The 23,469-nt window shown below is 56.3% G+C and carries 23 protein-coding genes; 1 reads left to right on the forward strand and 22 read right to left on the reverse strand.

Annotated elements, in window-relative coordinates; genetic code table 11:
• Positions 1–31: 31 nt before the first annotated feature.
• The 13 genes from ftsY to BMX91_RS01170 form a co-directional block, all read right to left on the reverse strand.
• Complete coding sequence (ftsY, locus tag BMX91_RS01110) at positions 32–1,048, reverse strand: signal recognition particle-docking protein FtsY (protein ID WP_092048990.1); 1,017 nt, start codon at positions 1,046–1,048, stop codon at positions 32–34.
• Positions 1,045–4,650, reverse strand: coding sequence for a chromosome segregation protein SMC (gene smc / locus BMX91_RS01115; RefSeq protein WP_092048992.1), 3,606 nt, complete (start codon positions 4,648–4,650; stop codon positions 1,045–1,047). The genes ftsY and smc overlap by 4 nt, the downstream gene beginning before the upstream one ends.
• 1 nt (position 4,651) lies before the next feature.
• Positions 4,652–5,413, reverse strand: a complete 762-nt coding sequence (gene rnc / locus BMX91_RS01120) for a ribonuclease III (RefSeq protein WP_092050687.1) — start codon at positions 5,411–5,413, stop codon at positions 4,652–4,654.
• A 128-nt stretch (positions 5,414–5,541) separates the two neighbouring features.
• Positions 5,542–5,778 carry an acyl carrier protein gene (acpP, locus tag BMX91_RS01125; RefSeq protein ID WP_008297236.1) on the reverse strand — a complete coding sequence of 79 codons (237 nt, stop codon included), beginning with the start codon at positions 5,776–5,778 and terminating at the stop codon, positions 5,542–5,544.
• 101 nt (positions 5,779–5,879) lie between these two features.
• Positions 5,880–6,626 (reverse strand): 3-oxoacyl-[acyl-carrier-protein] reductase, encoded by a 747-nt coding sequence (gene fabG, locus BMX91_RS01130; RefSeq protein WP_092048994.1) that lies wholly within the window; start codon positions 6,624–6,626, stop codon positions 5,880–5,882.
• Complete coding sequence (gene fabD / locus BMX91_RS01135; protein WP_092048996.1) at positions 6,627–7,571, reverse strand: ACP S-malonyltransferase; 945 nt, start codon at positions 7,569–7,571, stop codon at positions 6,627–6,629.
• Positions 7,564–8,559: a phosphate acyltransferase PlsX gene (plsX, locus tag BMX91_RS01140; protein ID WP_092048998.1), complete on the reverse strand. Its 996-nt coding sequence runs from the start codon at positions 8,557–8,559 to the stop codon at positions 7,564–7,566. The genes fabD and plsX overlap by 8 nt, the downstream gene beginning before the upstream one ends.
• A complete protein-coding gene (gene fapR / locus BMX91_RS01145; protein WP_092049000.1) occupies positions 8,556–9,134 on the reverse strand; it encodes a transcription factor FapR in 579 nt (192 codons plus the stop codon). The genes plsX and fapR overlap by 4 nt, the downstream gene beginning before the upstream one ends.
• A 126-nt stretch (positions 9,135–9,260) precedes the next feature.
• Positions 9,261–11,297, reverse strand: coding sequence for an ATP-dependent DNA helicase RecG (gene recG, locus BMX91_RS01150; protein ID WP_285858878.1), 2,037 nt, complete (start codon positions 11,295–11,297; stop codon positions 9,261–9,263).
• Complete coding sequence (sdaAA, locus tag BMX91_RS01155) at positions 11,290–12,192, reverse strand: L-serine ammonia-lyase, iron-sulfur-dependent, subunit alpha (protein WP_092049006.1); 903 nt, start codon at positions 12,190–12,192, stop codon at positions 11,290–11,292. The genes recG and sdaAA overlap by 8 nt, the downstream gene beginning before the upstream one ends.
• A gap of 16 nt (positions 12,193–12,208) precedes the next feature.
• Complete coding sequence (gene sdaAB, locus BMX91_RS01160) at positions 12,209–12,871, reverse strand: L-serine ammonia-lyase, iron-sulfur-dependent subunit beta (protein ID WP_092049008.1); 663 nt, start codon at positions 12,869–12,871, stop codon at positions 12,209–12,211.
• Positions 12,872–13,007: 136 nt separating this feature from the next.
• Entirely contained in the window at positions 13,008–14,669 is a 1,662-nt protein-coding gene (locus BMX91_RS01165) for a DAK2 domain-containing protein (RefSeq protein WP_092049010.1), read from the reverse strand.
• A 19-nt stretch (positions 14,670–14,688) separates the two neighbouring features.
• A complete protein-coding gene (locus BMX91_RS01170; RefSeq protein WP_092049011.1) occupies positions 14,689–15,051 on the reverse strand; it encodes an Asp23/Gls24 family envelope stress response protein in 363 nt (120 codons plus the stop codon).
• A gap of 236 nt (positions 15,052–15,287) precedes the next feature.
• Between BMX91_RS01170 and rpmB the strand changes: the two genes are divergently transcribed.
• Positions 15,288–15,476 carry a 50S ribosomal protein L28 gene (gene rpmB, locus BMX91_RS01175; protein ID WP_008297256.1) on the forward strand — a complete coding sequence of 63 codons (189 nt, stop codon included), beginning with the start codon at positions 15,288–15,290 and terminating at the stop codon, positions 15,474–15,476.
• A gap of 41 nt (positions 15,477–15,517) precedes the next feature.
• Here the strand turns inward: rpmB and spoVM are convergent, their stop codons facing one another.
• The 9 genes from spoVM to def all read right to left on the reverse strand — a co-directional run bounded on the left by spoVM (position 15,518) and on the right by def (position 23,448).
• Positions 15,518–15,652, reverse strand: a complete 135-nt coding sequence (gene spoVM, locus BMX91_RS01180) for a stage V sporulation protein SpoVM (RefSeq protein ID WP_092049012.1) — start codon at positions 15,650–15,652, stop codon at positions 15,518–15,520.
• A 14-nt stretch (positions 15,653–15,666) separates the two neighbouring features.
• Positions 15,667–16,317: a thiamine diphosphokinase gene (locus tag BMX91_RS01185; protein ID WP_245744192.1), complete on the reverse strand. Its 651-nt coding sequence runs from the start codon at positions 16,315–16,317 to the stop codon at positions 15,667–15,669.
• Complete coding sequence (rpe, locus tag BMX91_RS01190; RefSeq protein WP_092049014.1) at positions 16,314–16,979, reverse strand: ribulose-phosphate 3-epimerase; 666 nt, start codon at positions 16,977–16,979, stop codon at positions 16,314–16,316. The genes BMX91_RS01185 and rpe overlap by 4 nt, the downstream gene beginning before the upstream one ends.
• Positions 16,976–17,863 carry a ribosome small subunit-dependent GTPase A gene (gene rsgA / locus BMX91_RS01195; protein ID WP_092049017.1) on the reverse strand — a complete coding sequence of 296 codons (888 nt, stop codon included), beginning with the start codon at positions 17,861–17,863 and terminating at the stop codon, positions 16,976–16,978. The genes rpe and rsgA overlap by 4 nt, the downstream gene beginning before the upstream one ends.
• Positions 17,864–17,905: 42 nt before the next feature.
• Positions 17,906–19,846, reverse strand: a complete 1,941-nt coding sequence (gene pknB, locus BMX91_RS01200) for a Stk1 family PASTA domain-containing Ser/Thr kinase (protein WP_092049019.1) — start codon at positions 19,844–19,846, stop codon at positions 17,906–17,908.
• The gene (locus BMX91_RS01205; RefSeq protein WP_092049021.1) at positions 19,843–20,604 is read right to left on the reverse strand and encodes a Stp1/IreP family PP2C-type Ser/Thr phosphatase; all 762 of its coding nucleotides are present in this window, start codon (positions 20,602–20,604) and stop codon (positions 19,843–19,845) included. Before BMX91_RS01205 ends, pknB begins: the two co-directional genes overlap by 4 nt.
• Positions 20,605–20,666: 62 nt before the next feature.
• A complete protein-coding gene (gene rsmB / locus BMX91_RS01210; RefSeq protein WP_092049023.1) occupies positions 20,667–22,016 on the reverse strand; it encodes a 16S rRNA (cytosine(967)-C(5))-methyltransferase RsmB in 1,350 nt (449 codons plus the stop codon).
• Positions 22,013–22,954: a methionyl-tRNA formyltransferase gene (gene fmt, locus BMX91_RS01215; protein ID WP_092049025.1), complete on the reverse strand. Its 942-nt coding sequence runs from the start codon at positions 22,952–22,954 to the stop codon at positions 22,013–22,015. Before fmt ends, rsmB begins: the two co-directional genes overlap by 4 nt.
• A complete protein-coding gene (def, locus tag BMX91_RS01220; RefSeq protein ID WP_092049027.1) occupies positions 22,951–23,448 on the reverse strand; it encodes a peptide deformylase in 498 nt (165 codons plus the stop codon). Before def ends, fmt begins: the two co-directional genes overlap by 4 nt.
• Positions 23,449–23,469 lie beyond the last annotated feature (21 nt).

Consider the following 23,469-nt stretch of genomic DNA (forward strand, 5'->3'; position numbering starts at 1 on the left):
GAACACACTGTCAAGTAAATCCCCTTGTCTTTCAATCTTCGCCTTTTTCCTGTCCGAGGATCTCCGCCTCTTGCTCAAGCCCTTCGGCGAAGAGACCGTATACATACCGTTCCGCATCAAACGGCTGCAGGTCTTCCATGCCTTCCCCCAGGCCGACGAATTTCACAGGAATCCCGAGTTTGTTGCGGATCGCCAGTACGATGCCGCCTTTTGCCGTTCCGTCCAGCTTGGTCAGGACAATGCCCGTCACGTTTGTCGCTTCCTTGAACGTTTCTGCCTGGATGAGGGCGTTCTGGCCTGTGGTCGCATCAAGAGCCAGGAGTGTTTCGTGCGGTGCATCCGGCAGCTCACGGCCGATCACCCGGTGCACCTTTTCCAGCTCATTCATCAGGTTCACTTTGTTCTGGAGACGTCCTGCCGTGTCACAGATCAGGACATCCACTTTGCGGTTTTTCGCCGCCCGGACGGCATCATACATGACCGCGGCCGGGTCTGAGTTCTCCGCATGGCGGATCACTTCCGCTCCGACCCGGTCCCCCCATACCTGGAGCTGATCGATCGCACCGGCACGGAATGTATCCCCCGCAGCCAGCATGACCGACTTGCCTTCACTGATGAACCGGTGGGCGAGCTTGCCGATGGTCGTCGTCTTTCCGACGCCGTTCACGCCGACGAACAAAATGACCGTCGGACCTTCCTCCTGCATGTTGAGGCTGCCTTCGCCGTCCTCACCCTTGCGGTAAATGTCAACCAGCTTCTCGGAGATGGCGGTCTGGATACCTTCCGTATCCTTGACGTTTCTGCGCTGCACTTCGAAGCGAAGATCATCCATCAGTTCCATAACCGTTTCAAATCCGACATCCGCCTGAAGAAGGAGTTCTTCCAGCTCCTCGAAAAAGTCCTCATCCACTTTCCGGTAACGGGCCACCAGGTCATTCACTTTCGAAGTAAACGATGTTCTCGTCTTTTCCAGCCCGTCTTTGTACTTTTCCGTCGTTTCATCCGGCTTACCGGAAATCTTTTCCTTCAGCTTTTTGAAGAAACTCATGTTCCCGCTCCTTTCGGGCCCGATCCTACTGTCGGTACGGGCTCCTCATATTCCACTTCGCTCTCTGTCAGCCTGACAGAGACCGGCTTCGATATGCCGGATTCCTGCATGGTGATGCCGTAAAGAACATCTGCACCTTCCATCGTTCCTTTTCGGTGGGTGATGACAATGAACTGTGTCTCGTTGCTGAATTTCTTGAGGTAATCACTGTAGCGGAGTACATTGGCCTCGTCCAGCGCAGCCTCGACCTCATCCAATACGCAGAATGGAACAGGACGGACTTTCAGGATGGCGAAAAGCAGAGCGATCGCGGTCAATGCGCGCTCCCCTCCCGAAAGCAGGCTCAGGTTCTGCAGCTTCTTGCCAGGCGGACAAGCGACTATATCAACACCGGTCCGGAGCATGTCTTCCGGATCGGTAAGAACAAGCTCCGTTTTGCCCCCGCCGAATAGTTCTTTAAAAACGACGCCGAACTGTCGGCTTACAGCATGGAATGTGCTGCTGAAACGCTCCGTCACTTCGGTGTCCATCTCATCGATCGCGCTCTCAAGCGTATCCTTTGCCTCAAGCAGGTCATTGCGCTGCTCCGTAAGGAATGCATGCCGCTCCGAGACCGCTTCGAATTCCCCGATTGATGCAGTGTTGACCGGTCCAAGCTCTTCGATCGACTGTTTCAGAAGCCGCACTTTCTTCCGGGCTTCCTCCGGACCGGTCTGGTCAGGGAACGGAATTCCGCCTTCAGGAAGCTCGGCGATCCCGTAATCATCTTCAAGTGCATTCCGGAGTGATTCAAGCTCATAGGTTATCCTGCCTGCCCGAAGTTCGGCCTCCCGCACTGCAGCCGAATGGCCCGACCTTGTTTCGGCCGCGCGCCGGAACCTGGCTTCGGCAGATGCGATGGATTGCTGAAGCGATTCGCGGCGTTCCAGCGCAGACGCGAGCTCATTTTCCAGAGCTTCTTTTCTCGCTTTCCACTCCTGCAGCTCCTTCTCGGCTTCTTCAGGACCTGCACCAGCATCACCGCCCGCCGTCCATTCCATCTCTTCGCGGAGCCGCTCGGCCCTCTGTAGGCGGCCGGCAAGCTCTTCTTCCACGGATTCAGCGGCCGCTTCGGCCTGGGCCAGCTGTTCCGCCAGTACGGCGGCGTTCTGCCGGAGTTCACCAAGCCGGTTGTTCATGCGGTCCCGCTCGGTGCGTCCCTGCTCGTAAAGGCCGGTCAGCTCTTTAATTTCCATCGATGTCCGGCTGAGTTCATTTTTAAGCTCAGCCTGTTGCTCTTCAGCTTCCCTGATCCGCTCGCGGATGCCTGAAGCCAGAACCGAAGTCCCTGATTCCTCATCTCCAAAAATGGCGAGGCGGTCAGCCAATCGGCGTTCTGCCGCTTTCAGCTCGGCGGTTCTGCCCACCAGTGCGACTTCCGTCTCCGACAGCATCTCACGCTGTTCACGAACCTGTTCAAGAGCCGCCGATTCATCGGCCAGGCGCTGCTTCAGGGAAGTTATGGCCTGTTCGGCATTGCCGATTGATTTATCGAGCCTGGCAGCATCTTCCGTCACTTGCTCAAGCTCGGCCTTTCGCATGAAAATCGGATTGCCGCGGTCCGATCCGCCTCCGGTCATCGATCCGCCGGGGTTTACCACGTCTCCATCAAGCGTCACGATCCGGTATCGGTGGCCGGTCATCCGTGCGATTTCATTTGCCCCTTTCAGGGTGCGTGAGATGAGGACATTGCCAAGCAGATTCTGCACGATCGGCATATATTTTTCATCTGCCGTGACAACTGAATCCCCCGTACCTGCAAAGTCCTTGTGTGAAGATGCCTGCGTCAGAGTGGAAGCATCCACCCTGCGGGGCTTCATCACCGCAAGCGGCAGGAATGTAGCGCGGCCCTTGCGGCTTTCCTTCAGGTAGCCGATTGCATGGCGGGCATCAGCCTCCGTGACAGTCACGATATTCTGAGCCGCGGCTCCAAGTGCGGTCTCCGCGGCCTTGGAAAATTCCTTTTTGACATGGACAAGAGAGGCAACCGCCCCTTCGATACCGGATAGGCGTTTTTTTTCGGCAGCGCGCAGCACTTCACGGACACCTGTATGGAAACCGGCGAATTCCGCCTCCATCGCAACCAGGGCCTCCCGCCGCCCCTTTAGTTTCTCGAGGAGGTTGTAGGCCTTGTACAGCTGTTCCTGTTTATCATTGAGTTCGGAAGAGATACGCTCCCTGGCGGATGCCTGCTCCGATTCCTCATTTCTGACGGCAGACAGCCGTTTTTTCAAGTCTTCCAGTTCGGCTTCCGCCTTTTTCAGGTTGGCAGAGGCCGTTTCCCATTCGGCACGGGCCTCTCCTGCCCGTGTCCGGTTGCGTTCGGCAGATTCGGCCTGAAAGGCCAGCTGCTGCTCCAGATGCTTAAGTTCATTCTTTACTGCCGCCTCGCTGTTCAGAAGCTCGATATAAGCCGATTTCAGCTCTTCAATCCGGCTGGCGGTCTCATCAAGCGGACGGTCCATAATGTCCTGGAGACGACGGATTTCTGACCGGGCTTCCTTCAGGGCTGTTTTCCTTCCTGAGGCGTCGTGCACAGCCTGCTTTTTCCTCAATCTGAGCCTGTCCGTCGCCTGTTCCGTTTCGGTCAGGTCTTCCCGCAGCCTTTCCAGCTGGCGCTCAGCGTTGGTTTTCCTCTCCGAAAGCACTTGTCTGCGGCCTTCCCACTTCTCGACATTCACCCCTGCATCCGCAAGGTCTGTGTGCAGGCCGTCCAGCTTCTCCGCAAGCTTTTCCGCTTCCCCGCGAAGCCGGCCGAGTTCGGCTTCATGCCGCCCGGCTTCTTCTGTGGCTGCCTGTTCCAGTCCGGCAGCCTTCTCCAGGCCTTGGCGGACTTCCTCAAGCTGATCTTCATTGTTCCTTATGTCATGCGCAAGCAGGGCCGTGCCGATCTCATTTAGCTCCCCTGACATCGCCAGATAATCTTTTGCTGCCGATGCCTGGATCCTGAGCGGGCCAAGGCGCCCATCAAGCTCATGGAGGATATCCAGTACCCGGTTCAGGTTGTCCGCTGTCTCGAACAGCTTATGCTCTGCTTTCCGGCGGCGCTGCTTGTACTTGAGAACGCCCGCCGCTTCTTCGAAGATCGCCCGGCGGTCTTCCGGCTTGCTGTTCAGGATCTCATCGACCCTCCCCTGTGAAATAACAGAGAACGCTTCCTTGCCGAGGCCGGAATCCATGAACAGATCGACGATGTCCCGGAGACGGCAATCCTGCCGGTTAATCTGGTATTCACTGTCGCCTGAGCGGAATACGCGCCGGGTAATGCTGATTTCGCTGAAATCGAGAGCAACACGCCCATCCGAGTTGTCGAGGACCAGGGTCACCTCTGCAAAGTTCAGTGCCTTTCTGGAGTCACTCCCGGAAAAGATGACGTCCTCCATTTTGCCGCCGCGGAGTGTTTTGGCCGACTGTTCGCCAAGCACCCATCGGATGGCGTCTGTGATATTGCTTTTTCCGCTTCCGTTCGGTCCGACAACTGCGGTCACTCCCGGCACAAAGTCCAATCCGATTCGCTCGCCGAACGACTTGAACCCCATGATTTCGAGCCGCTTCAGATACAAATCATTCCGCCTGCCCTTCGGTTTTCCTCAGCTCGCTGATGGCGTGGCGGGCAGCCAGCTGTTCCGCCTCTTTTTTCGACTTGCCTTCACCGCGCCCCAGTTCCTCGCCGCTGATTGTGACGGCCGAAACGAAGATGCGGTCATGCGCAGGCCCTTTCTCGTCGACAATCTGGTATTGGAGCTGTCCGCTGGATGATTGCTGCACCATTTCCTGGAGCTGGCTTTTATAATCCATCACATGGGAAAAAGCACCGACCTCCACTTTCGGGAAGACGATCCGTTCGAGAAATTCGACGACTTTGTCGAATCCATTATCGAGATAAAGCGCGCCGACAAAGGCTTCGAACACATCGGCCAGAAGCGACGGACGTGTCCTGCCGCCTGTCTGCTCTTCGCCTTTTCCGAGCAGAACATAGCGGCCGAAGCCCAGCTCGTCCGCAAATTGGACGAGAGAAGGTTCGCAGACAATCGCTGCGCGGAGCTTGGTCAGTTCGCCTTCGCTCATGGATGGATAGGTTTCAAATAAAAAACGGGATACGGACAGTTCCAGGACGGCATCCCCCAGGAATTCAAGCCGTTCATTGTCATCATGGATCCTTCTGCGATGCTCGTTCACATAGGAGGAATGTGTAAACGCGCGGTACAGAAGAGTCGGGTCACTGAATGTGAAGCCGATCGTTTCCTCGAAATCGGCAAATCGCTTATGGACAGATTCCGGGTAGGAACCTTTCTTATGGTGTCGCTCTTTTTTGTTCATAGTCATCAGATCTGCCTTTCCGTTATGGATAAGATATATGCTAAGTTTACCCCTTTCTGCAGGGTAACGCAAAATGGCAAAAGAGGCTGGCGGCCGCCCGTCCCCGGACTGCCCGCCTGCCTCTTCAAAACCGATCATGCGGTCTTTTCTTCGATATAAGAGACTGCGTCACCGACAGTCCCGATTTTTTCAGCATCTTCATCGGAGATCTCAAGATCGAATTCATCCTCAAGCTCCATAACGAGTTCAACGACGTCAAGGGAATCCGCACCGAGGTCCTCACGGAAGGATGCTTCAGGTTTCACTTCGCTTTCATCGACGCCGAGGCGGTCGACGATCACCTTTGTCACACGTTCCAGTACAGTTGCCAATATGTTCACCTCCTCTCGCGGGGGAGTCCGTTTACCGGTCCGCGTCGTGCTTTTCCGGCCACTCAATCAGTATGACAGGCGACCGGCCCGGGGACAAGGGGTTACATGACCATACCGCCATCCACATGCAGAGTCTGCCCCGTGATGTAGGCGGAATCCTCCGAAGCAAGGAAGACAACGGCACGCGCCACATGATCAGGGTCTCCAAGTTTGCCGAGTGGAATCTGGCCGAGCATGCCTTCTTTTACTTCGGCAGGCAATTTGTCCGTCATGTCCGTTGTGATAAACCCGGGCGCAACCGCGTTGACCCGGATGCCTCTCGCGGAAAGTTCCTTGGCCGCCGTCTTGGTCAGGCCGATGACGCCCGCTTTTGCGGCAACGTAGTTGGCCTGTCCCGCATTTCCGGCGACTCCGACGACGGATGCCAGATTGACGATCGTGCCGGACCTTTTTTTCATCATCGGCCTCGCGACAGCCTTTGTGCAAAGGAAGACACCTTTCAAGTTGGTCGACAGCACATCGTCCCATTCCTCTTCCTTCATGCGCATCAGGAGATTGTCCCTCGTAATGCCGGCATTGTTGACGAGGATGTCGACAGAACCGAATCGTTCCACCGTGCCGTCGACCAGCTGCTTGACGTCTTCCGCACTGCTTACCGAAGCGCGGATGGCAATTGCCTCCCCGCCTGCCTGCTCGATCATCCGGACCGTCTCAGCGGCCTTGTCTTCGCTGCCCGCGTAGTTCACGGTGACCTTCGCACCCTCTTTAGCAAGAGCGATGGCGATTGCACGGCCGATACCGCGGGAAGCGCCCGTCACAATTGCCGATTTGCCGGTGAGTTTACCCATTTAAGACCATCCTTTCGCCGTCTCGACGGCCTTGTTCAGTGAATCCATGTCTTCAACTCTGAGGACCTTCGCCGAACGGTCGATTTTCCGGATCAGGCCGGAAAGCACACCGCCAGGGCCGCACTCGATAAAGAGGGTAACGCCAAGGCTCAGCATGTTACGGACGGATTCCTCCCAGCGTACGGGTGAATACAATTGCTCAACGAGCATCTTTTTGATGTTCTCCGGATCCCGGACTGGTTCTGCGGTGACATTCGCAATGACCGGGAAGTCCGCATCCGCGAAACCGACTGAATCCAGCTGTGCCTGCAATTTTTGTGCGGCAGGCTTCATGAGTGAAGAGTGGAATGGACCGCTGACATCCAGCGGTATCGCCCGCTTGGCGCCTGCAGCTTTCGCCGACTCGCAAGCCAGTTCGACGCCGCGCTTGCTGCCGGAGATGACAATCTGGCCGGGGCAGTTCAAGTTTGCCGGCTGCACCGGATGCCCTTCTTCTGTCACATCATCCGTCACGCGCTTGAGCTCTTCAGCGCCAAGTCCCAGGATGGCGGCCATAGACCCTTCACCGGCCGGAACGGCTTCGTTCATGTACAAGCCTCTCCGGTGGACCGTCTCCACCGCATCTCCGAATGAAAGGACCCCGGCAGAGACAAGGGCCGTATATTCACCAAGGCTGTGCCCGGCGGAAAAGTCCGGGCGGATGCCCGCTTCTTTGAGAGCAGCATCAATCACTGCACCCGCAGTCAGAAGCGCAGGCTGCGCATGATAGGTGAGTGTCAGCTCTTCCTGAGGGCCTTCCTGCATGAGGCTGCTCAGGCCGATTCCGAGGCGGCTGTCCGCTTCTTTACCGAAGTTCTTGTATCCGGCGTCTTCGCTGATGAATTCCGAGGCCATGCCGACTTTCTGCGAACCTTGGCCGGGAAAGACAAATGCAATCTTACTCATGTTCCCCCATCCTTCCGATCGTCTCCCCGATCCGCTCCGTCACGCCGTGGCCGGCCATGGTCCTGGCCTGGCGGATGGCGTTCATGACGGCATTTGCATTCGAGGAGCCGTGTGCCTTGATCAGCGGCGCTTTCAGGCCGAAAAGGCCTGCGCCGCCGTACTCTGTATAATCCATCTTCTTTTTCAGGTCTCTGAGTCCGTCCTTGACGAGCAGGCCCGCGATCTTCCCTTTCCCGCTGGACATAAAGGCGTCTTTAATCATGGACATAAGCCCCTGGGCGGTCCCTTCGATGGTCTTCAGCACCATATTGCCGGTGAAGCCATCGGTTACGACAACATCAGCAACACCATTCAGCAGGTCCCTCGCTTCAACATTCCCCACAAAGTTGACCGGGGAAGCCGCTATCAGCCCGTAAGCCTCTTTCGTCAATTCGTTTCCTTTGTTTTCCTCGGTCCCGATATTGAGCAGTCCGACCCGGGGATTTTGGATGCCCCTGACCTGTTCCGCATAAATGCTTCCCATGATCGCATACTGTGCCAGATGCTGGGGCTTTGCATCCGCATTCGCCCCCATGTCGAGCATGACAAACCCGTTGCCGTCAAGTGTAGGAAGAGTTGGTGCCAACGCCGGCCGATCGACTCCATCCAGGCGGCCGACAACGAATAGGCCCGCAGCCATGAGTGCACCCGTATTGCCTGCGCTGACGCCGGCATCGGCCTCACCGTCGCGGACGGCCTGCGCCATACGGACCATGGAAGAATCCTTTTTCCGCCGGACGGCGCGGACAGGTTCGTCTTCACCTTCAATTTTTTCTGTGCAATGAATCATCTCAAGCCGTTCATGCGTCCCGATTATCGGCTCCATGCGGCTGGAGTCTCCGTACAGTTTTATCCGGATGTCCGGAAATGCCTCCAGTGCAAGCCGCACGCCTTCGACAACCGCCTGAGGGGCATGGTCGCCCCCCATACCGTCTACTGCTATGATCATGAATGTCCCTCTTTTCCGCTCTCGTGGGTCCGGTACATTTCAAACGTTCCGGTGAAAACAGGCTCGTCACCTACCGTGGAAATGACTTCGACGACCGTTCTGCGGGGCCGGTCACCAGGCCGGACCGCCGCTTTGGCAATAACCCGCTCTCCCGCCCTCACCGGTTTGATGAAGTTCAGAGATGATTGGGCAGTGAGCGCCAGTTCGTCATCGATAACTGCCACAGCCAGGGAATTGGCCTGAGCGAACAGGTGATGGCCCCTCGCGATACCGTTGCGCTGGAACACATGATCTTTGGTGACGTCAAACACTGACACCGCACGCTTGTCCAATTCGATATCGATGATGTCCCCGATCACCTCATCAATCGGCAGCGACTTCACATCATCGAGCGACCGGACCGCCACATCCTTCAGGCGCTCCCTAAGTTCGGGAATTCCCTTTTCCATCCGGTCGAGCCGGATGGTCTGGACACTGACGCCGAAATGTTCGGCAAGATCTCCGTCCGTGAGCAGCGGGTTCTCCTCCAGCAATGATGACAGGCGGGCCTGGCGCTCTCGTTTCTGTAATTTCATGTTTTCACCACCGGATTTAGCACTTGGTACTAATATGAGTATATAAAACAGCTAGGGCAGATTGCAACCATGCTTGTGAAGTTTGCCCCGCCGGCTGACGAAAAAAATCCGGCGGACGGATTCGATTCAGTCGATCCGTTCGTCGGACAGTACACCGGACTGCTCAATCACCGTCCGGAGAGTTTCGTATTCAGGGCCGTTCCAGAACGCCTCCGAAGCAATCAGCCGTTCGGCATCACGGCGTGCAGTTTCCAGCGCACGATAGTCATGAACGGGGTCCGCCACCTTAAAGTCCGGCATGCCGCTCTGTCGCTTCCCGAAGAAATCTCCGGGGCCCCGAAGCTCCAGGTCCTTTTCCGCAAGACGGAAACCGTCGGTCGTTTCTGTCATCGACTGCATCCGCTCTTTGCCGATTTCCGTCTTCGGATCGGCGAGGAGCACACAATAAGATTTGTGGGCACCCCGGCCGACACGCCCTCTTAACTGGTGAAGCTGCGCAAGGCCGAAACGTTCGGCATCGGAGATGACCATGAAGGTAGCGTTCGGGACGTTCACGCCGACTTCGACGACCGTCGTGGAGACGAGCGCATGAAGGCCGCCTTCGGAGAATTCGCGCATGACCGCTTCCTTGTCATCCGGGTGCAGGCGCCCATGCATGAGGCCGACATTGAACCTGCCGCCAAAGTACTGGCGGATCTGTTCGTACATGTCGACCGCATTCTGGACGTCCAGCTTGTCAGACTCTTCAATCAGCGGGCAGATGACGTATGCCTGGCGGCCCTCCTGCAGTTCCCTGCCCATCCGTTTCAGAACAGCGGGGAGCGCCTCGCGTTTTGTCCAGTAGGTTTCGATGGGCTGGCGGCCGGCAGGCATCTCATCGAGGATGGAGACATCCATTTCGCCGAACGCCGTGATCGCAAGCGTCCTTGGAATCGGTGTCGCCGTCATAAACAGGACATCCGGGTCTCCGCCCTTTTCCTTAAGGATGCGGCGCTGCTGCACGCCAAAGCGGTGCTGCTCATCAGTGATGACAAGCCCGAGCTTCTTGAAATTGACGTCAGGCTGGATCAGTGCATGTGTGCCGATGACGAGGTCAATTTCGCCTTCCGCGAGCTTCTCTAGGATGATGCGGCGCGCTTTCGCCTTGGTGGAACCCGAAAGCAGTGCGATCCGGACACCAAAGGGTTCCAGCCAATCGGCCAGAGTCTGCGCATGCTGTTCAGCAAGAATCTCGGTCGGCGCCATGAGCGCCCCCTGGGCACCGGCTGTGATGGCCGCGTATAGCGCGATCGCTGCCACAGCCGTCTTGCCCGATCCTACATCTCCCTGAAGAAGCCGGTTCATCCGCACCGGCTCTTTCAGCTCTGCGCACAATTCATTGACGACCCGCTTTTGTGCGCCAGTGAGCTCGAACGGCAGGGAATCGATAAACACCTTTAACCGGTCGAGGTCATAATGGAGTTCAGTCCCCTTGCCCGCTTCCTTCCTGACTTTCTTGATCGCCTGCATCTTCAGCTGGTAGCCGAGGAATTCTTCGTACACAAACCGCCGGCGTGCGTGCTTCACATGTTCTGCATCGCGCGGGAAATGCATGCCTTCCAGCGCTTCTGCAATACCGGGCAGTTTGTACTGTTCGAGAAGTTCAGCCGGCATCGGATCCGGCAGCTCGCCGCTCACCGCATCGAGGGCGGCCCGGATGTAGCGGCGGATCGTTTTCTGATGCATCCCGCCCTTCAGGCTGTAGACCGGCTCGAAATCCTCGCCGGTCTGCTTGGGCCCCTCCTTGAACGAACTCACGTTAATGGTCTGCCGTCCGCGATCCCATTTGCCGGTCACGGTTACCGTCATGCCGGGTGTAAGGCGATGCTTAAGGTAATGCTGATTGAAGAAAACCGCTTTTACGAGATGATGTCCCGCAAGAAGGCGGATCTGGAGCCTCGATCTGTTTTTTCCGGAAAAGAAAACGGAAGGCTCGCTTTCGACCCTTCCTTCAATCGTCACCCGTTCTTCATGGGGCGTTTCCGCTAAATCCTTGAGACGGTTATCCTCATGGCGGTAAGGGAACATCATGACGAGGTCACCAACCGTCCGGACACCGAGATTCTCAAGGGATTTCGCGGCTTCTTTTCCAATGCCTTTCAAAGAATTGACAGGCTCAGTCAACCACACTTTCTTCAGCCTTCTTTCCGAAGATCTCCGCTTCCAGGCGCTTGCCCGTCGGTGTCGCGGCAAGGCCTCCTTTTGCCGTTTCGCGCAGCGCGGACGGCATCGACTGGCCGATCCGGTGCATGGCCGCGATCACTTCATCGGTAGGAATGACGCTGGTGACGCCGGCGAGAGCCATATCGGCGCCGACAAGCGCTTTTGCGGCGCCCATGGCGTTCCGCTTCACGCAAGGGACCTCCACGAGGCCGGCTACAGGATCGCACACAAGTCCGAGCATATTCTTCATCACGATGGAGAACGCTTCGGCACTTTGCTGAGGCGTGCCGCCCGCCATCTCCACGATCGCAGCGGCGGCCATGGAAGCGGCAGAACCTGTCTCGGCCTGGCAGCCGCCGGCGGCCCCGGAGATTGATGCGTTGTTCGCCACGACGAATCCAAATGCCCCTGATGTGAACAGGAAGTTGATCATCTGCTCGCGGGTAGGGTTCAGCTTGTCCTTAACGGCAAACAGCGTGCCCGGAACGATTCCGGCAGCACCGGCCGTAGGCGTTGCACAGATCATGCCCATTGCGGCGTTGACCTCGTTGGTGGCGACCGCTTTGCTCACCGCGTCCAAAAGCAGGTTGCCCGAAAGCGACTTTCCGCTCTTGATGTAGTTCTGAATAAGCACCGCGTCGCCGCCGGTCAGTCCCGATGTCGAGCGGACGCCTTCCAGCCCTTTTTCAATCGCCTCTTCCATGACCTCCAGGTTGCGCTCCATCTGGGCGACCACTTCTTCACGCGAGCGCTTAGTGATACGCATTTCCTGATCGATCATTATCTCGGAAATCGGCCTGCCGGATTTTTCCGCAAGCCCGACCAGTTCTTTAACCGTAGAAAATAAAATATCCACTGGGGATGCCTCCTTATCAGTCTGCTAGTATCGAAACTTGCGTCACATTGTCAAGATCGGAGATAAGCCGGATCATGGAGTCGGTGATAACCTGGTCGACCTCGATGACCATCAGCGCCATTTCTCCCTTTTCTTTGCGTCCGCATTCCATATGGGCAATGTTGATACCGTCTGCCGCCAGGGAATTAGCCACGTTCGCGATGACACCCGGGCGGTCGTGGTGGACGATCAGCAGTGCCGGATAATGGCCTGTGAGCCTGAGTGTGAATCCGTTCAGCTCCGTCACTTCCATTTTTCCGCCGCCGATCGAGATACCGGTAAGCTCCATTTCGCCGTCGGCATCCCCGATGCGGACACGAGCCGTGTTCGGATGCTCCGGCTCCTCGTCTACCGTGATGAACTCGTATTTCAGCCCGACGCGCCCGGCTTCCTGGAAAGCCGTGCGGATCCGCTCGTCGTCTGTATCGTAGTCGAGCAGGCCGCCGATGATGGCAACATCTGTGCCATGTCCCATATATGTTTCCGCAAACGATCCGTAAAGCCGGATTTCCGCCCAGGCCGGCTGGCGTCCGAACAGGGACCTTGCCACCCGTCCGATCCTTGCCGCTCCTGCGGTATGCGATGATGAAGGCCCGACCATGACCGGGCCGATAATATCAAAAACCGATCTGAATTTCATAAGCTCAAGTCCTCCTTCGGGACGTTTCCCCTATTTTACATGATTTCGTGACTTTTCTCAAAACACACGTTCGCTTTCCTGCAAACGCTTTCCTTTTCTCTGAAAAAAGCGCACCGGTGATCCCGGTGCGCATGGTTCACTCTGCTGAGATGATGTACGGGTATAGCGGCTGCTTTCCTTCGTGGATTTCCACTTCCACATCCGGATACTGTTCTTCGATATATCCGGCGAGGTCATCTGCACTCTGGCGTGTGGTCCCTTCACCGTAGAGGAGGGTCACAATCTCCGTGTCCTCGTCTACGATATCCGAAATAAGAGACTCGGTTACAGTGCTGAGGGAGGCATCGGAATTGATGATCTTGCCGTCAGCCATGCCCATGAACGATCCTTTTCGGATTTCCACACCGTCAATTGTAGTGTCCCGGACCGCCGTTGTCACTTGACCGGTCCGCACATGCGCGAATGCTTCCGTCATGGATTCCGCATTGTCCGCGACCGGCGCCTCCGGGTTGAAGGCGAGAATGGCCGCAAGTCCCTGCGGAACATTTTTCGTCGGGACCACTGCCGCTTCGATGCCGGCCACTTCCGCGGCCTGCTCTGCAGCCATGATGATGTTTTTGTTGTTCGGGAGAATCAGCGCGCGCTCCGCGCCCACTTCCCTGATTGCCTTGACGATGTCTTCTGTCGACGGATTCATCGTCTGGCCGCCTTCGATGACATAGGAAGCACCGATGCTGCGGAATAGTTCGGCAATCCCCGGCCCCATCGATACAGTGATGATGGCATACGGATGTTTGGCTGGTGCGGCAGATTTTTGCATAGGCTCGTCCTTTTCAAGAATCGCCGTGTGCTGCTCCCGCATGTTTTCGATCTTTATCTTGATCAGGCTGCCGTACTTTTTGCCGTAGGAAAGGACTTCACCGGGGTCTTCGGAATGGATATGTACCTTGGCGATCTCTTCGTCAGAAATCACAAGAAGCGAATCCCCGTAAGCGCTGAGGTCTTCACGGAACCTCGACTCGTCAAACGGATTGCCGGCAGTTTTTTCTTCCTCAAAACGCACCATGAACTCCGTGCAATATCCGAATTCAATCTCGGATGTATCCATGAAGCCCTGGATGCTTTTGTGATGCTCTGCGCTGACAAGGTCATCCATGGATGTCCGGTCGGTGACCGCCGGAAGTTCTTCTCCCTTGAGCACGGCGAGAAATCCTTCGTAGACAAATACAAGCCCCTGGCCGCCGCTGTCAACGACACCGACTTCCTTGAGGACCGGAAGCAGATCCGGTGTTCTCTTCAGGGAGGCTTTTGCCTCGTCGGTCAGCGCCTCCATCACTTTAACGATGTCTGATTCTGTTTCAGCGGACTCGACCGCTGCTTTAGCTGCGTCTTTCGCGACGGTAAGGATAGTGCCTTCCACCGGCTTCATGACGGCCTTATAGGCGGTGTCCACACCCGCCTGGAAAGCGCCTGCGAATTCTTTCGCATCCAGCGTCTCCTTTTCTTCGATCGCCTTGCCGAAACCGCGGAACAGCTGGGACAGGATCACGCCCGAATTCCCCCGTGCTCCCATGAGCAGGCCTTTGGAAAGGGCCTGGGCAGTTTTGCCGATATGGGCGTTGGCCGCCTGTTCCGCCTCTTTTGAACCCGATGTCATGGACAGATTCATATTCGTCCCCGTATCGCCGTCCGGCACGGGGAAGACGTTGAGCGAATCGACGAAATCCGCATTATTGGAAAGGTGATGGGAGCCCATCATCACCATTTCCGCAAATCGATGTCCATCTAATTCTTTCATAAACGTTCGCTTCCTCCTTTTACAGGTTCGTCACGCGGACTCCCTGGACAAAAATATTGACGGAGCTGACCGTCATTCCCAATTGTTTGCTTAATGTATATTTCACCTTGGATTGGACCTGGTATGCGACCTCCGAAATCTTCACACCATAGCCGACGATGACATACATGTCGATATGGAGATCTTCTCCGATAGACCGGACGATCACACCTCTTGTGAAGTTTTCTTTGCGGAGGATGTCGGTCAGGCCGTCCCGGATCTGGTGTCGGGATGCCATCCCGACAATTCCGTAGCACTCAACTGCTGCGCCCCCGGCCACCTGAGCGATCACATCATTCGAAATATCAATAGTGCCGAATTCATTTTTCAGTCCGATCGACATGGTAACGCCTCCCGTGAAGTCCATTTTGGCTACCGTCATTGTACACTACTGCCCGTGATTAGAAAAGATGCACCGGCTCCCCCGAATACTCATGAAAAAGGCTGTAAAGTGTTTTTTCTTGATGGATACTTTAAACCTGTTGCATCAGCGGCTGATCTGTGCTAAATTATTTTAGTATGTGAGATGACGAACAGACGGGATTCCGTCTTCATCTTCACCGAAGAGGAGGGAAAAACATGCCTAAAAAATGTGTTATTACAGGCCGCAAAGCAAGCGCCGGCAACAACCGCTCCCACGCGATGAACGCGAACCGCCGCACTTGGGGTGCCAACCTTCAAAAAGTGCGCATCATGGTTGACGGCAAGCCGAAGCGCGTATGGGTTTCCGCACGTGCTCTGAAATCCGGTAAAGTCCAGCGCGTCTGACCTGTTAAATATCGCAAAAAGAAATGCCGAGCTGACCTGAGTCAGCTCGGCATTTTGCTTTTTCTCCGTTTTTTCTTCTTCGCAACCGGCTTCCGTTCCTCACGCTGGAAAAGCGTCAGGCACTTGCGCGCAAAGCTGCTCACCATTTTGGGCAGCTGGAATGTGTACACTCTCATTTTGTCCGCTCCTTTCAGGCATCGGTGCTTCTTACAACCAAACATATGCCTGTCTCGAACGAGATAGTACCTTCCCCGCTGCCGGGTTCATTACTGGTGAACATCGTCGCGCCCGGGAGGATCTTCGCCTGTTCCACTTCATATTTGAACCCCTTCAGAGTCATCCCCGTTACCGGGCCTCCAAAAGAAAAAAATGAAATGTACCGATAAGCACCGCTTTTCTCCAGCACATGGGTACCAGGCAGGAGAAAGCGCAGTTCATTTTCAGGGTCAAGTATCCTGAAGCCAATTTCCGGATACTTTTTCTGCATGCGGTAAACTGCATGCAGCGCTGATTGGGAGTGGTCCAGCCGTCCGCCTGTCACGCCGGTGAGCGTGATCACTTCCGGATTCATCCGGACAGCGCCGGCAAGGGCCAATTCCGTATCAGTCTCGTCCTTTTCTTCCTCAACACGGATCACCCGGCAGGAAGATGCCGCAATCTCTGCAAACTCCTCTTTTGTGACGGAATCAAAGTCTCCGACGGAAATGGCAGGCCGGATGCCGAGACGAACGAGGCGGAGCGCTCCCCGGTCGGCCCCGATATATACGGTTTTCGCCTCCGTACTGGCCACTTCAATGACAGGTGCCGGGCCGCCTGCCACGACGACCGCTTCACGGATCACTGGAGTGCGGAAACTCCGGCTTCGCGAATCGCTGCGAGCGCCGCTGCCCGGTCTTCCTTGTTATAGATTGCAGATCCGGCAACGAAGACATTTGCGCCCGCCTTGGCGCACTCCGCGATTGTATCCGCCGTAATTCCGCCGTCCACTTCGATTTCGGTGGAGAGGCCGCGAGCGCGGATCATGGCGCACACCTTAGAAATCTTCGGCACGACTTCTCTGATGAACGACTGTCCGCCAAACCCCGGATTGACAGTCATGAGCAACACCATATCGAGATCATCGATGACATACTCGAGCACCTCATGAGGCGTGTGCGGATTCAGGACAACACCGGCTTTCACGCCGTAGGAGCGGATCAGCTGAACAGTCCTGTGAAGGTGCGTGCACGCTTCCGCGTGTACGGTGATGATGTCTGCGCCGGCCTCCGCAAAGTCGCCGATAAAGCGGTCTGGATCCGCGATCATCAGATGGACATCCAGCGGAAGTGTGGTGACTGGACGCAGGGCCTTGACGATATTCGGGCCCATCGTGATGTTCGGGACAAACTGACCGTCCATAACATCAATATGGATATAGTCGGCCCCTGCTTTTTCCACTTCCCTGACTTCTTCGGCGAGCCGTGCAAAGTCCGCAGATAGGATGGAGGGTGCAATTTTAATCATGATGGATACCTCGGCTTTCGGTCTATGATTTCCTGCAGGAACTGAATGTAGTGGTCATATCGGAACTGTTCGGCTTCGCCTGATTCCACTGCCGACTTCACTGCGCATTTCGGCTCCTTCAGATGCAGGCATCCCCTGAACTTACAGTTCTCGGACAGCTCTGCAAACTCGGCGAAACAGCGCGCCAGATCCTCTTTCTCGATATGGTCGAAGTCGAGCGAGCTGAAGCCCGGGGTATCGGCTACCAGCCCACCCGCGAACTCGATCAGTTCAACATGGCGGGTCGTGTGCCGTCCTCTGCCGAGAGAGTCGGATATTTCATCCGTTTTCAGTTCCAGCTCCGGCATAAGTGTGTTCAAAAGCGTTGATTTGCCTACACCCGACTGTCCGGTCAGCACAGACGTTTTCCCCTCAATGATCGGGCCGAGTTCGGAAGCGACCGATCCGTCGCCGATACTGGTTTCAAGGACCGTATATCCGATGCTCCGGTAGTATTCTTTGTACCGCCGGATCTTCTCCCGCCCGCCATCATCCAGGAGATCGGTCTTGGTCATGATGATAACCGGCTCTACATCGTAAGACTCGATGACTGCCAGAAAACGGTCAAGGAGTTTTGGCGAGAAGTTCGGCTCCTTCACTGAGAAAACAAGGAGTGCCTGGTCGACGTTGGCGATCGGGGGCCGGACAAGCTCGTTTTTGCGGTCATGGACATTCACGATGACCGCATCATTCTCGCCGTCTTTTTCATAATCCACAAGGTCTCCGACAAGCGGCGTGACACCTCTTACCCTGAAGACCCCGCGGCCTTTGCTCCGTACTGTCTCCCCCTGGTCGTATAAATAGTAGAACCCGCTTAATGCCTTGCGGATCTGGCCATGTTTCAAACTTTCACCTTCCCTTTCCGAATCACTGCCATGCAACTGCGATTACTCATATGGAATTGTTGCTTCATCTATTGTTTCTCCGTCACGGACGATGCGGTAGGCCCCGGTCTGCCCTTCACTGATTTCCAGCCGGATGCGTCTCGTCTCGTCGGTAGTGATTGCAAAAGATTCGGCCGGCTTTTCCATTGTGCGCGAATTATCGCGGATGTAGATTTCTACAGCCTGTTCAGCGCCCTCTTCCACCGGCTCGTACGGAATGGTGATGGCCTGGATATACGTCTTCATCGGTTTTGCCTGAGGGCCTTTTGACAGGACGACTTCAATCGTGCCGCCCTTTTCGAGCTCGGTTCCTGCTGCCGGCTCCTGAGAGATCACCCGGCCGGCCTCGATGTTGCCGGATGCTTCTTCGGCAACAATACGGATGTTGAATCCGGACCGCTTTGCATAATCATTCAGCTGCTGCTCATCATACTCCGACAAATCTTCAGTCTTGATCATCTCTACACCCTTGCTGACTGTCAGCACAAGATCCGTTTGGGAAGGGGCGATCTCCTCGCCCGCTTCCGGATCCTGGCTGATGATCGTCCCCGACGCCTCTTCCGAGAACTCTTCACGGACCTCCACATCGCGGAAGCCGTAATCTTCGATGACACCGGAGATAGAATCATAATCCCTGCCGGTGAAGTCGGTCAGATCGACGGTCTCGGGACCGAGGCTGACCACCAAGCTGATGGTTTCACCCTCATCGCGGACACGTCCGGCCTGCGGGCTCGTCCGGATGACGGTCCCTTCCCCGATATCCTCCGAATTTTCTTCGCTCGTCTCTCCCGCGAGGAATCCGGCCTGTTCAAGCTCCGCGGATGCCTCTTCGACAGTCATGCCGCTGACATCTGGAACTTCGGCCTGCCTCGTGCCGATCACACCTGTCATATAAAGTACGATTCCGGTGATCAGGACGAGCAGGATGATTCCGCTCAATACATAAGGCCATTTTTTCCGCTTTTTCTTTGGCTTGGCCGGCGCCTCTTCGGGCGGTTCCGGAGGCGGAGAGACCGGTTTCGGCTCGATTGTCCGCTCGGATGATGGCATATCGGTGATGATCGGAATCGCCTTCGTGGCATCCTCGTCGATTGGCGGAGGCTCAAACGCCCCTTCGTCCGCACGTTCCGGGTCAAGGACTGTATGCAAATCCCGGAGCATGGATTCCGCCGACGGATAGCGGACCGCCGGGTCTTTGGACGTCGCCTTCAGAATGACATTTTCCAGGCTCTGGGGGATCTCCGGCCTGAGCGCACGTACCGAAGGTGTCTCTTCCTGCAGGTGCTTCAGCGCAATGGAAACGGCTGACTCACCGGAGAACGGCAGTTTTCCAGCCAGCATCTCGAACAGGACGATGCCGAGTGAATAAATGTCGGTCCGCTTTGTGGCCATTCCGCCCCGCGCCTGTTCGGGCGAGAGATAGTGGACCGTTCCCATCACCGAGTTGGTCTGGGTCAGCGCGGTCGCCGAAAGCGCCATCGCAATCCCGAAATCTGTAAGCTTCACCTGGCCGGAGTGGTCCATCAGGATGTTCTGCGGCTTGACATCCCGGTGGATGATGCCGTGCAAATGGGCAGCCGAGATACCTGAACAAAGCTGCTTCATGATTTCCACAGCTTCCGCCGGAGCAAGCGGGGCCTGTTCCTTGATGTATTCCTTTAGTGTCTGGCCCTCCACGTACTCCATGACCAGATACTGTAAATTTCCATCCTCTCCCACGTCATAGATGTTGACAATATTCGGATGGACGAGTGAAGTGGCGGATAATGCTTCCCGCTGGAAACGTTTCCTCAACTCATCCTCATCGGAGAAATCCTGGCGGAGGACTTTGATCGCTACCGGGCGATCCAGGATGATGTCCTGCGCAAGGTAAACGGTGGACATGCCGCCTCCTCCGAGCAGGCCGAGCACTTCATAGCGTCCGCTGATCCGTTTTCCGATCATCCGGCATCACCTTCCCGGACATTGTTGTCGATCAGGATGACGGAAATGTTGTCTTCCCCGCCCCGCTGATTGGCCAGGTCGACGAGTGCGTCCGCACGATCGTCCGCTGTTCCGGCCCCGTTTACGGTTTCTGCAATTTCCTCTGCCCCCAGCTTATTGCTCAGGCCGTCGGAACAGAGCAGGAGCGCGCTCCCTTCCGGCAGCCGGATGGGGATGATGTCCGGCTCCACACGGTCGTCCGTGCCGAGCGCTTTCATGATGAAATTACGCTTCGGATGAACACGGGCTTCCTCTTCGGTGATCTCACCGGATTCGACTAGCAGATTGACCAGTGAGTGGTCCTTCGTCACTTGTTCAAAGCCATCCGGCGACAGCCGATATGTCCTGCTGTCCCCGATATGGCACAAAGTCACGTCAATCCCCGTTATAACCGCCGCTTCAAGCGTCGTTCCCATGCCCCGGCACTCCTCATTCGACTGTGCATGGTCCAGCAGGGCACGGTTCAGTCTTTCTGTGACTCCTGTGAGCCATTCGGCTCGCCCGTCGGCTGTACCGAGAACCGTCATGTCAGCTTTTCCGAACTCTTTCTCCAGTCCCTCGACTGCCATCCGGCTTGCCGTGTCCCCGCCGTTGTGGCCGCCCATTCCATCGGCGACGACCGCCAGCAGGAACCTGCCGCCTTCCCTCGTGAAGAGGCCGGTCCGGTCTTCATTGATGCGCCTTTTCATCCCGACATGTGTCCGGACTGCAACTTCCACATTGACTCCCCCGTTTCCGTATGAGGGAGGCCCGGATCCTATCCGGAGTCCCTCCCGCCGGATTATTCCGGCTTTCTGAATGCGGCAACGAAAAATCCGTCGCCGCCGAAATCCTGCGGCAACACCTGCAGCATGCCCTCCTCGTAGCGCAGGCCCTCCGGCATCATTTCGCTGAGGTCTTCGCGTAAAAGATCCGGGTGGGCTTCAAGAAAGGCCTCCGCAGTCAGAAGATTTTCTTCCCTGTCCACCGTGCAGGTGCTATAGACAAGCAGCCCGCCGGGCTTCAAAAGATGGTAGGCCTCTTCAAGAAGGCTTTTCTGGATATCCGGCAGTCTGCCGATCTCTTCTTCTGTCTTCGAGTATTTGATATCAGGCTTTCTCCGGATAACACCGAGCCCGCTGCAAGGAGCATCGACAAGAATACGGTCAAACGAAGCAGGTTCCAGGATTTCCGTCAGTCTGCGGCTGTCCGCTGAATCTGTCCGGATGTTTTCCAGACCGAGCCGAGCCGCATTCTGGTCGATCAATTTCACTTTGTGCGGATGGAGATCATATGCCCGCACTTCTCCGGTATTGTTCAACCGTTCCGCGATATGGGTCGTTTTGCCGCCCGGTGCCGCACACATGTCGAGCACCTTCATGCCCGGAGCCGGGTCCAGGGCCATGACGGGCAACATTGAACTTTCATCCTGGATGGTGACGAAGCCTTCCTTAAATGCGCGGCTTCTGGCAGCGTTGCCTCCACGGACGCGGATGGCGTCGGACAGGATCGGGCTGGGCTCGGCCAGGAAGCCTTCTTCCCCCAGCATTCCGAGCACTTCTTCCCGTTCCGTCTTTGTCCGGTTTACCCTGAGTGTCTGGATCGGCGGCTCGTTGTTGGCATGGGCCATTTCAAGAGCCGTCTCACGGCCGTACTGCTCTGCCCAGCGCCGGATCATCCACTCGGGATGGCTCGTTTCGATGGAGGTCTGCTTTTCCCATGTCAGTCCGCCGCCGATTTCCCTGGGGCCCTTCCTGAGGAAAGAGCGGAGGATGCCGTTGACCATCGACGCAATTCCCTTATGGCCGCGCCGCTTGGCGATCTCCACCGCTTCATTCACTGCCGCGTGGGCAGGAATTTTTGTCAGATAAACGATCTGATAAGCCGACAGTCTGAGAAGCTCCCGTACCCAATCTTCCAACTTGCCCCGGATAAACGGTTCAAGATGGTAATCCAGTGTCATCCTGTGCTGGAGTGTGCCGTAGGTCAACTCGGTCAAAAGCGCCCTGTCTTTATCTTCAAGCCCATATGTTTCAATGGTACGGTTCAACAGAAGATTGCTGTATGCCTGGTCGCGTTCGACAGAAAGCAGGATGCTGAGCGCGGCATCCCTGACATTGCCGTCCCATCGTTTTCCCTTGTGGCGGCTCATTCGAAACGGTCTCCCGGTTTGATGTGGGAGCCGGACCCGTTCAGATATCCTTGTGTCTCCATCCGTTTTTTTCCTGACGGCTGGAGTTCAAGGATCCTGACTGCCGTTTCGTCCCCTGCCTGCACGGTGATCGTGCCGCCTTCGGTCGAAATGATCTCGCCGTGGGAAGCTCCGGTTTTACCGAGTGCTTTCTCGGACCGCCAGATCTTCACGGTCTTCCCGTCAAGCTCGGTATAGGCGACCGGCCACGGGCTGAGTCCCCGGATCTGGTTATGCACTGCGCCTCCAGGCAGTGACCAGTCGATGCGCTCCTGTTCCCTTTTGATATTTCCGGCGAACGTGGCTTTTTCATGCTCCTGTGGAATGCGTTCGTTCGTGCCTTTGATCACGGAAGGCAGGGTTTCCTTCAGCAGTCGGGTACCTGCTTCCGAAAGACGGTCAAACAGCTCACCGGTGTTGTCGTTTTCACCGATCGGCACGCGCACCTGTGAAATGATATCGCCTGCATCCAGCTTTTCCGCCATATACATGATGGTCACACCCGTCTCGTCCCTGCCGTCGATGATCGCCTGGTGAATCGGCGCCCCGCCCCGATATTCGGGAAGCAGAGACGCATGGACGTTCAGGCAGCCGAGTGGAGGTGCGTCGAGAAGTTCTTTCGGCAGGATCTGTCCAAAGGCCGCGGTGACGATCAGGTCCGGGTTCAGTGATAGAATCTCATCCAGCTCCGCTGAGCCCTTCAGTCTGCCCGGCTGGATGACCGGAAGACCGAGCCGGAGCGCTTCTTCCTTGACCGGTGGAGGAGTGAGGACCCTCTTGCGGCCCACCGGCCGGTCCGGCTGGGTCACAGCAGCAAGAAGTTCATATCCTTCCTCGTGGAGCATGCGGAGGATCGGCACGGAAAAGTCCGGCGTCCCCATGAACACGATGCGCGTCATTCTTCCTCATCCTCCTCTTCCGCCGCCTGCAGTTCCTCCTCAGTTACGACACGGATGATTTTCGAGTCGAACAAAATACCGTTCAAATGGTCGATTTCATGCAGCACGGCCCTGGCCTCGTAATCTTCAGCCTCCAGCTCATACCACGATCCGTCACGATCCTGGGCATGCACTTTAATATGATAGGGACGCTCCACTTCACCGTACAGACCCGGGAAGCTCAAGCAGCCTTCCACCTCAGTTTCCTTGCCTCCTGTGGCAACCACTTCCGGGTTGATCAGCCAGATCGGATCCTGGCCTTCGCCGAGGTCGACAATCGCCGCGCGGATCGCCTCCCCCACCTGCGGGGCAGCAATTCCGATGCCGTCCGCATCGACCATCGTTTCATACATATCATCCAATAGGTTTTGAAGCGCGTCACCGAAATCGGTGACCGGCTTGCAGGATTCCGTCAGTATCGGGGACGGATGTTGCACGATTTCTAGGATTGCCATCTATAATTCCCCATTTCCGTC

This window comes from Bhargavaea ginsengi, assembly GCF_900109165.1.
In the GTDB taxonomy this organism is placed as follows: Bacteria; Bacillota; Bacilli; order Bacillales_A; family Planococcaceae; genus Bhargavaea; species Bhargavaea ginsengi.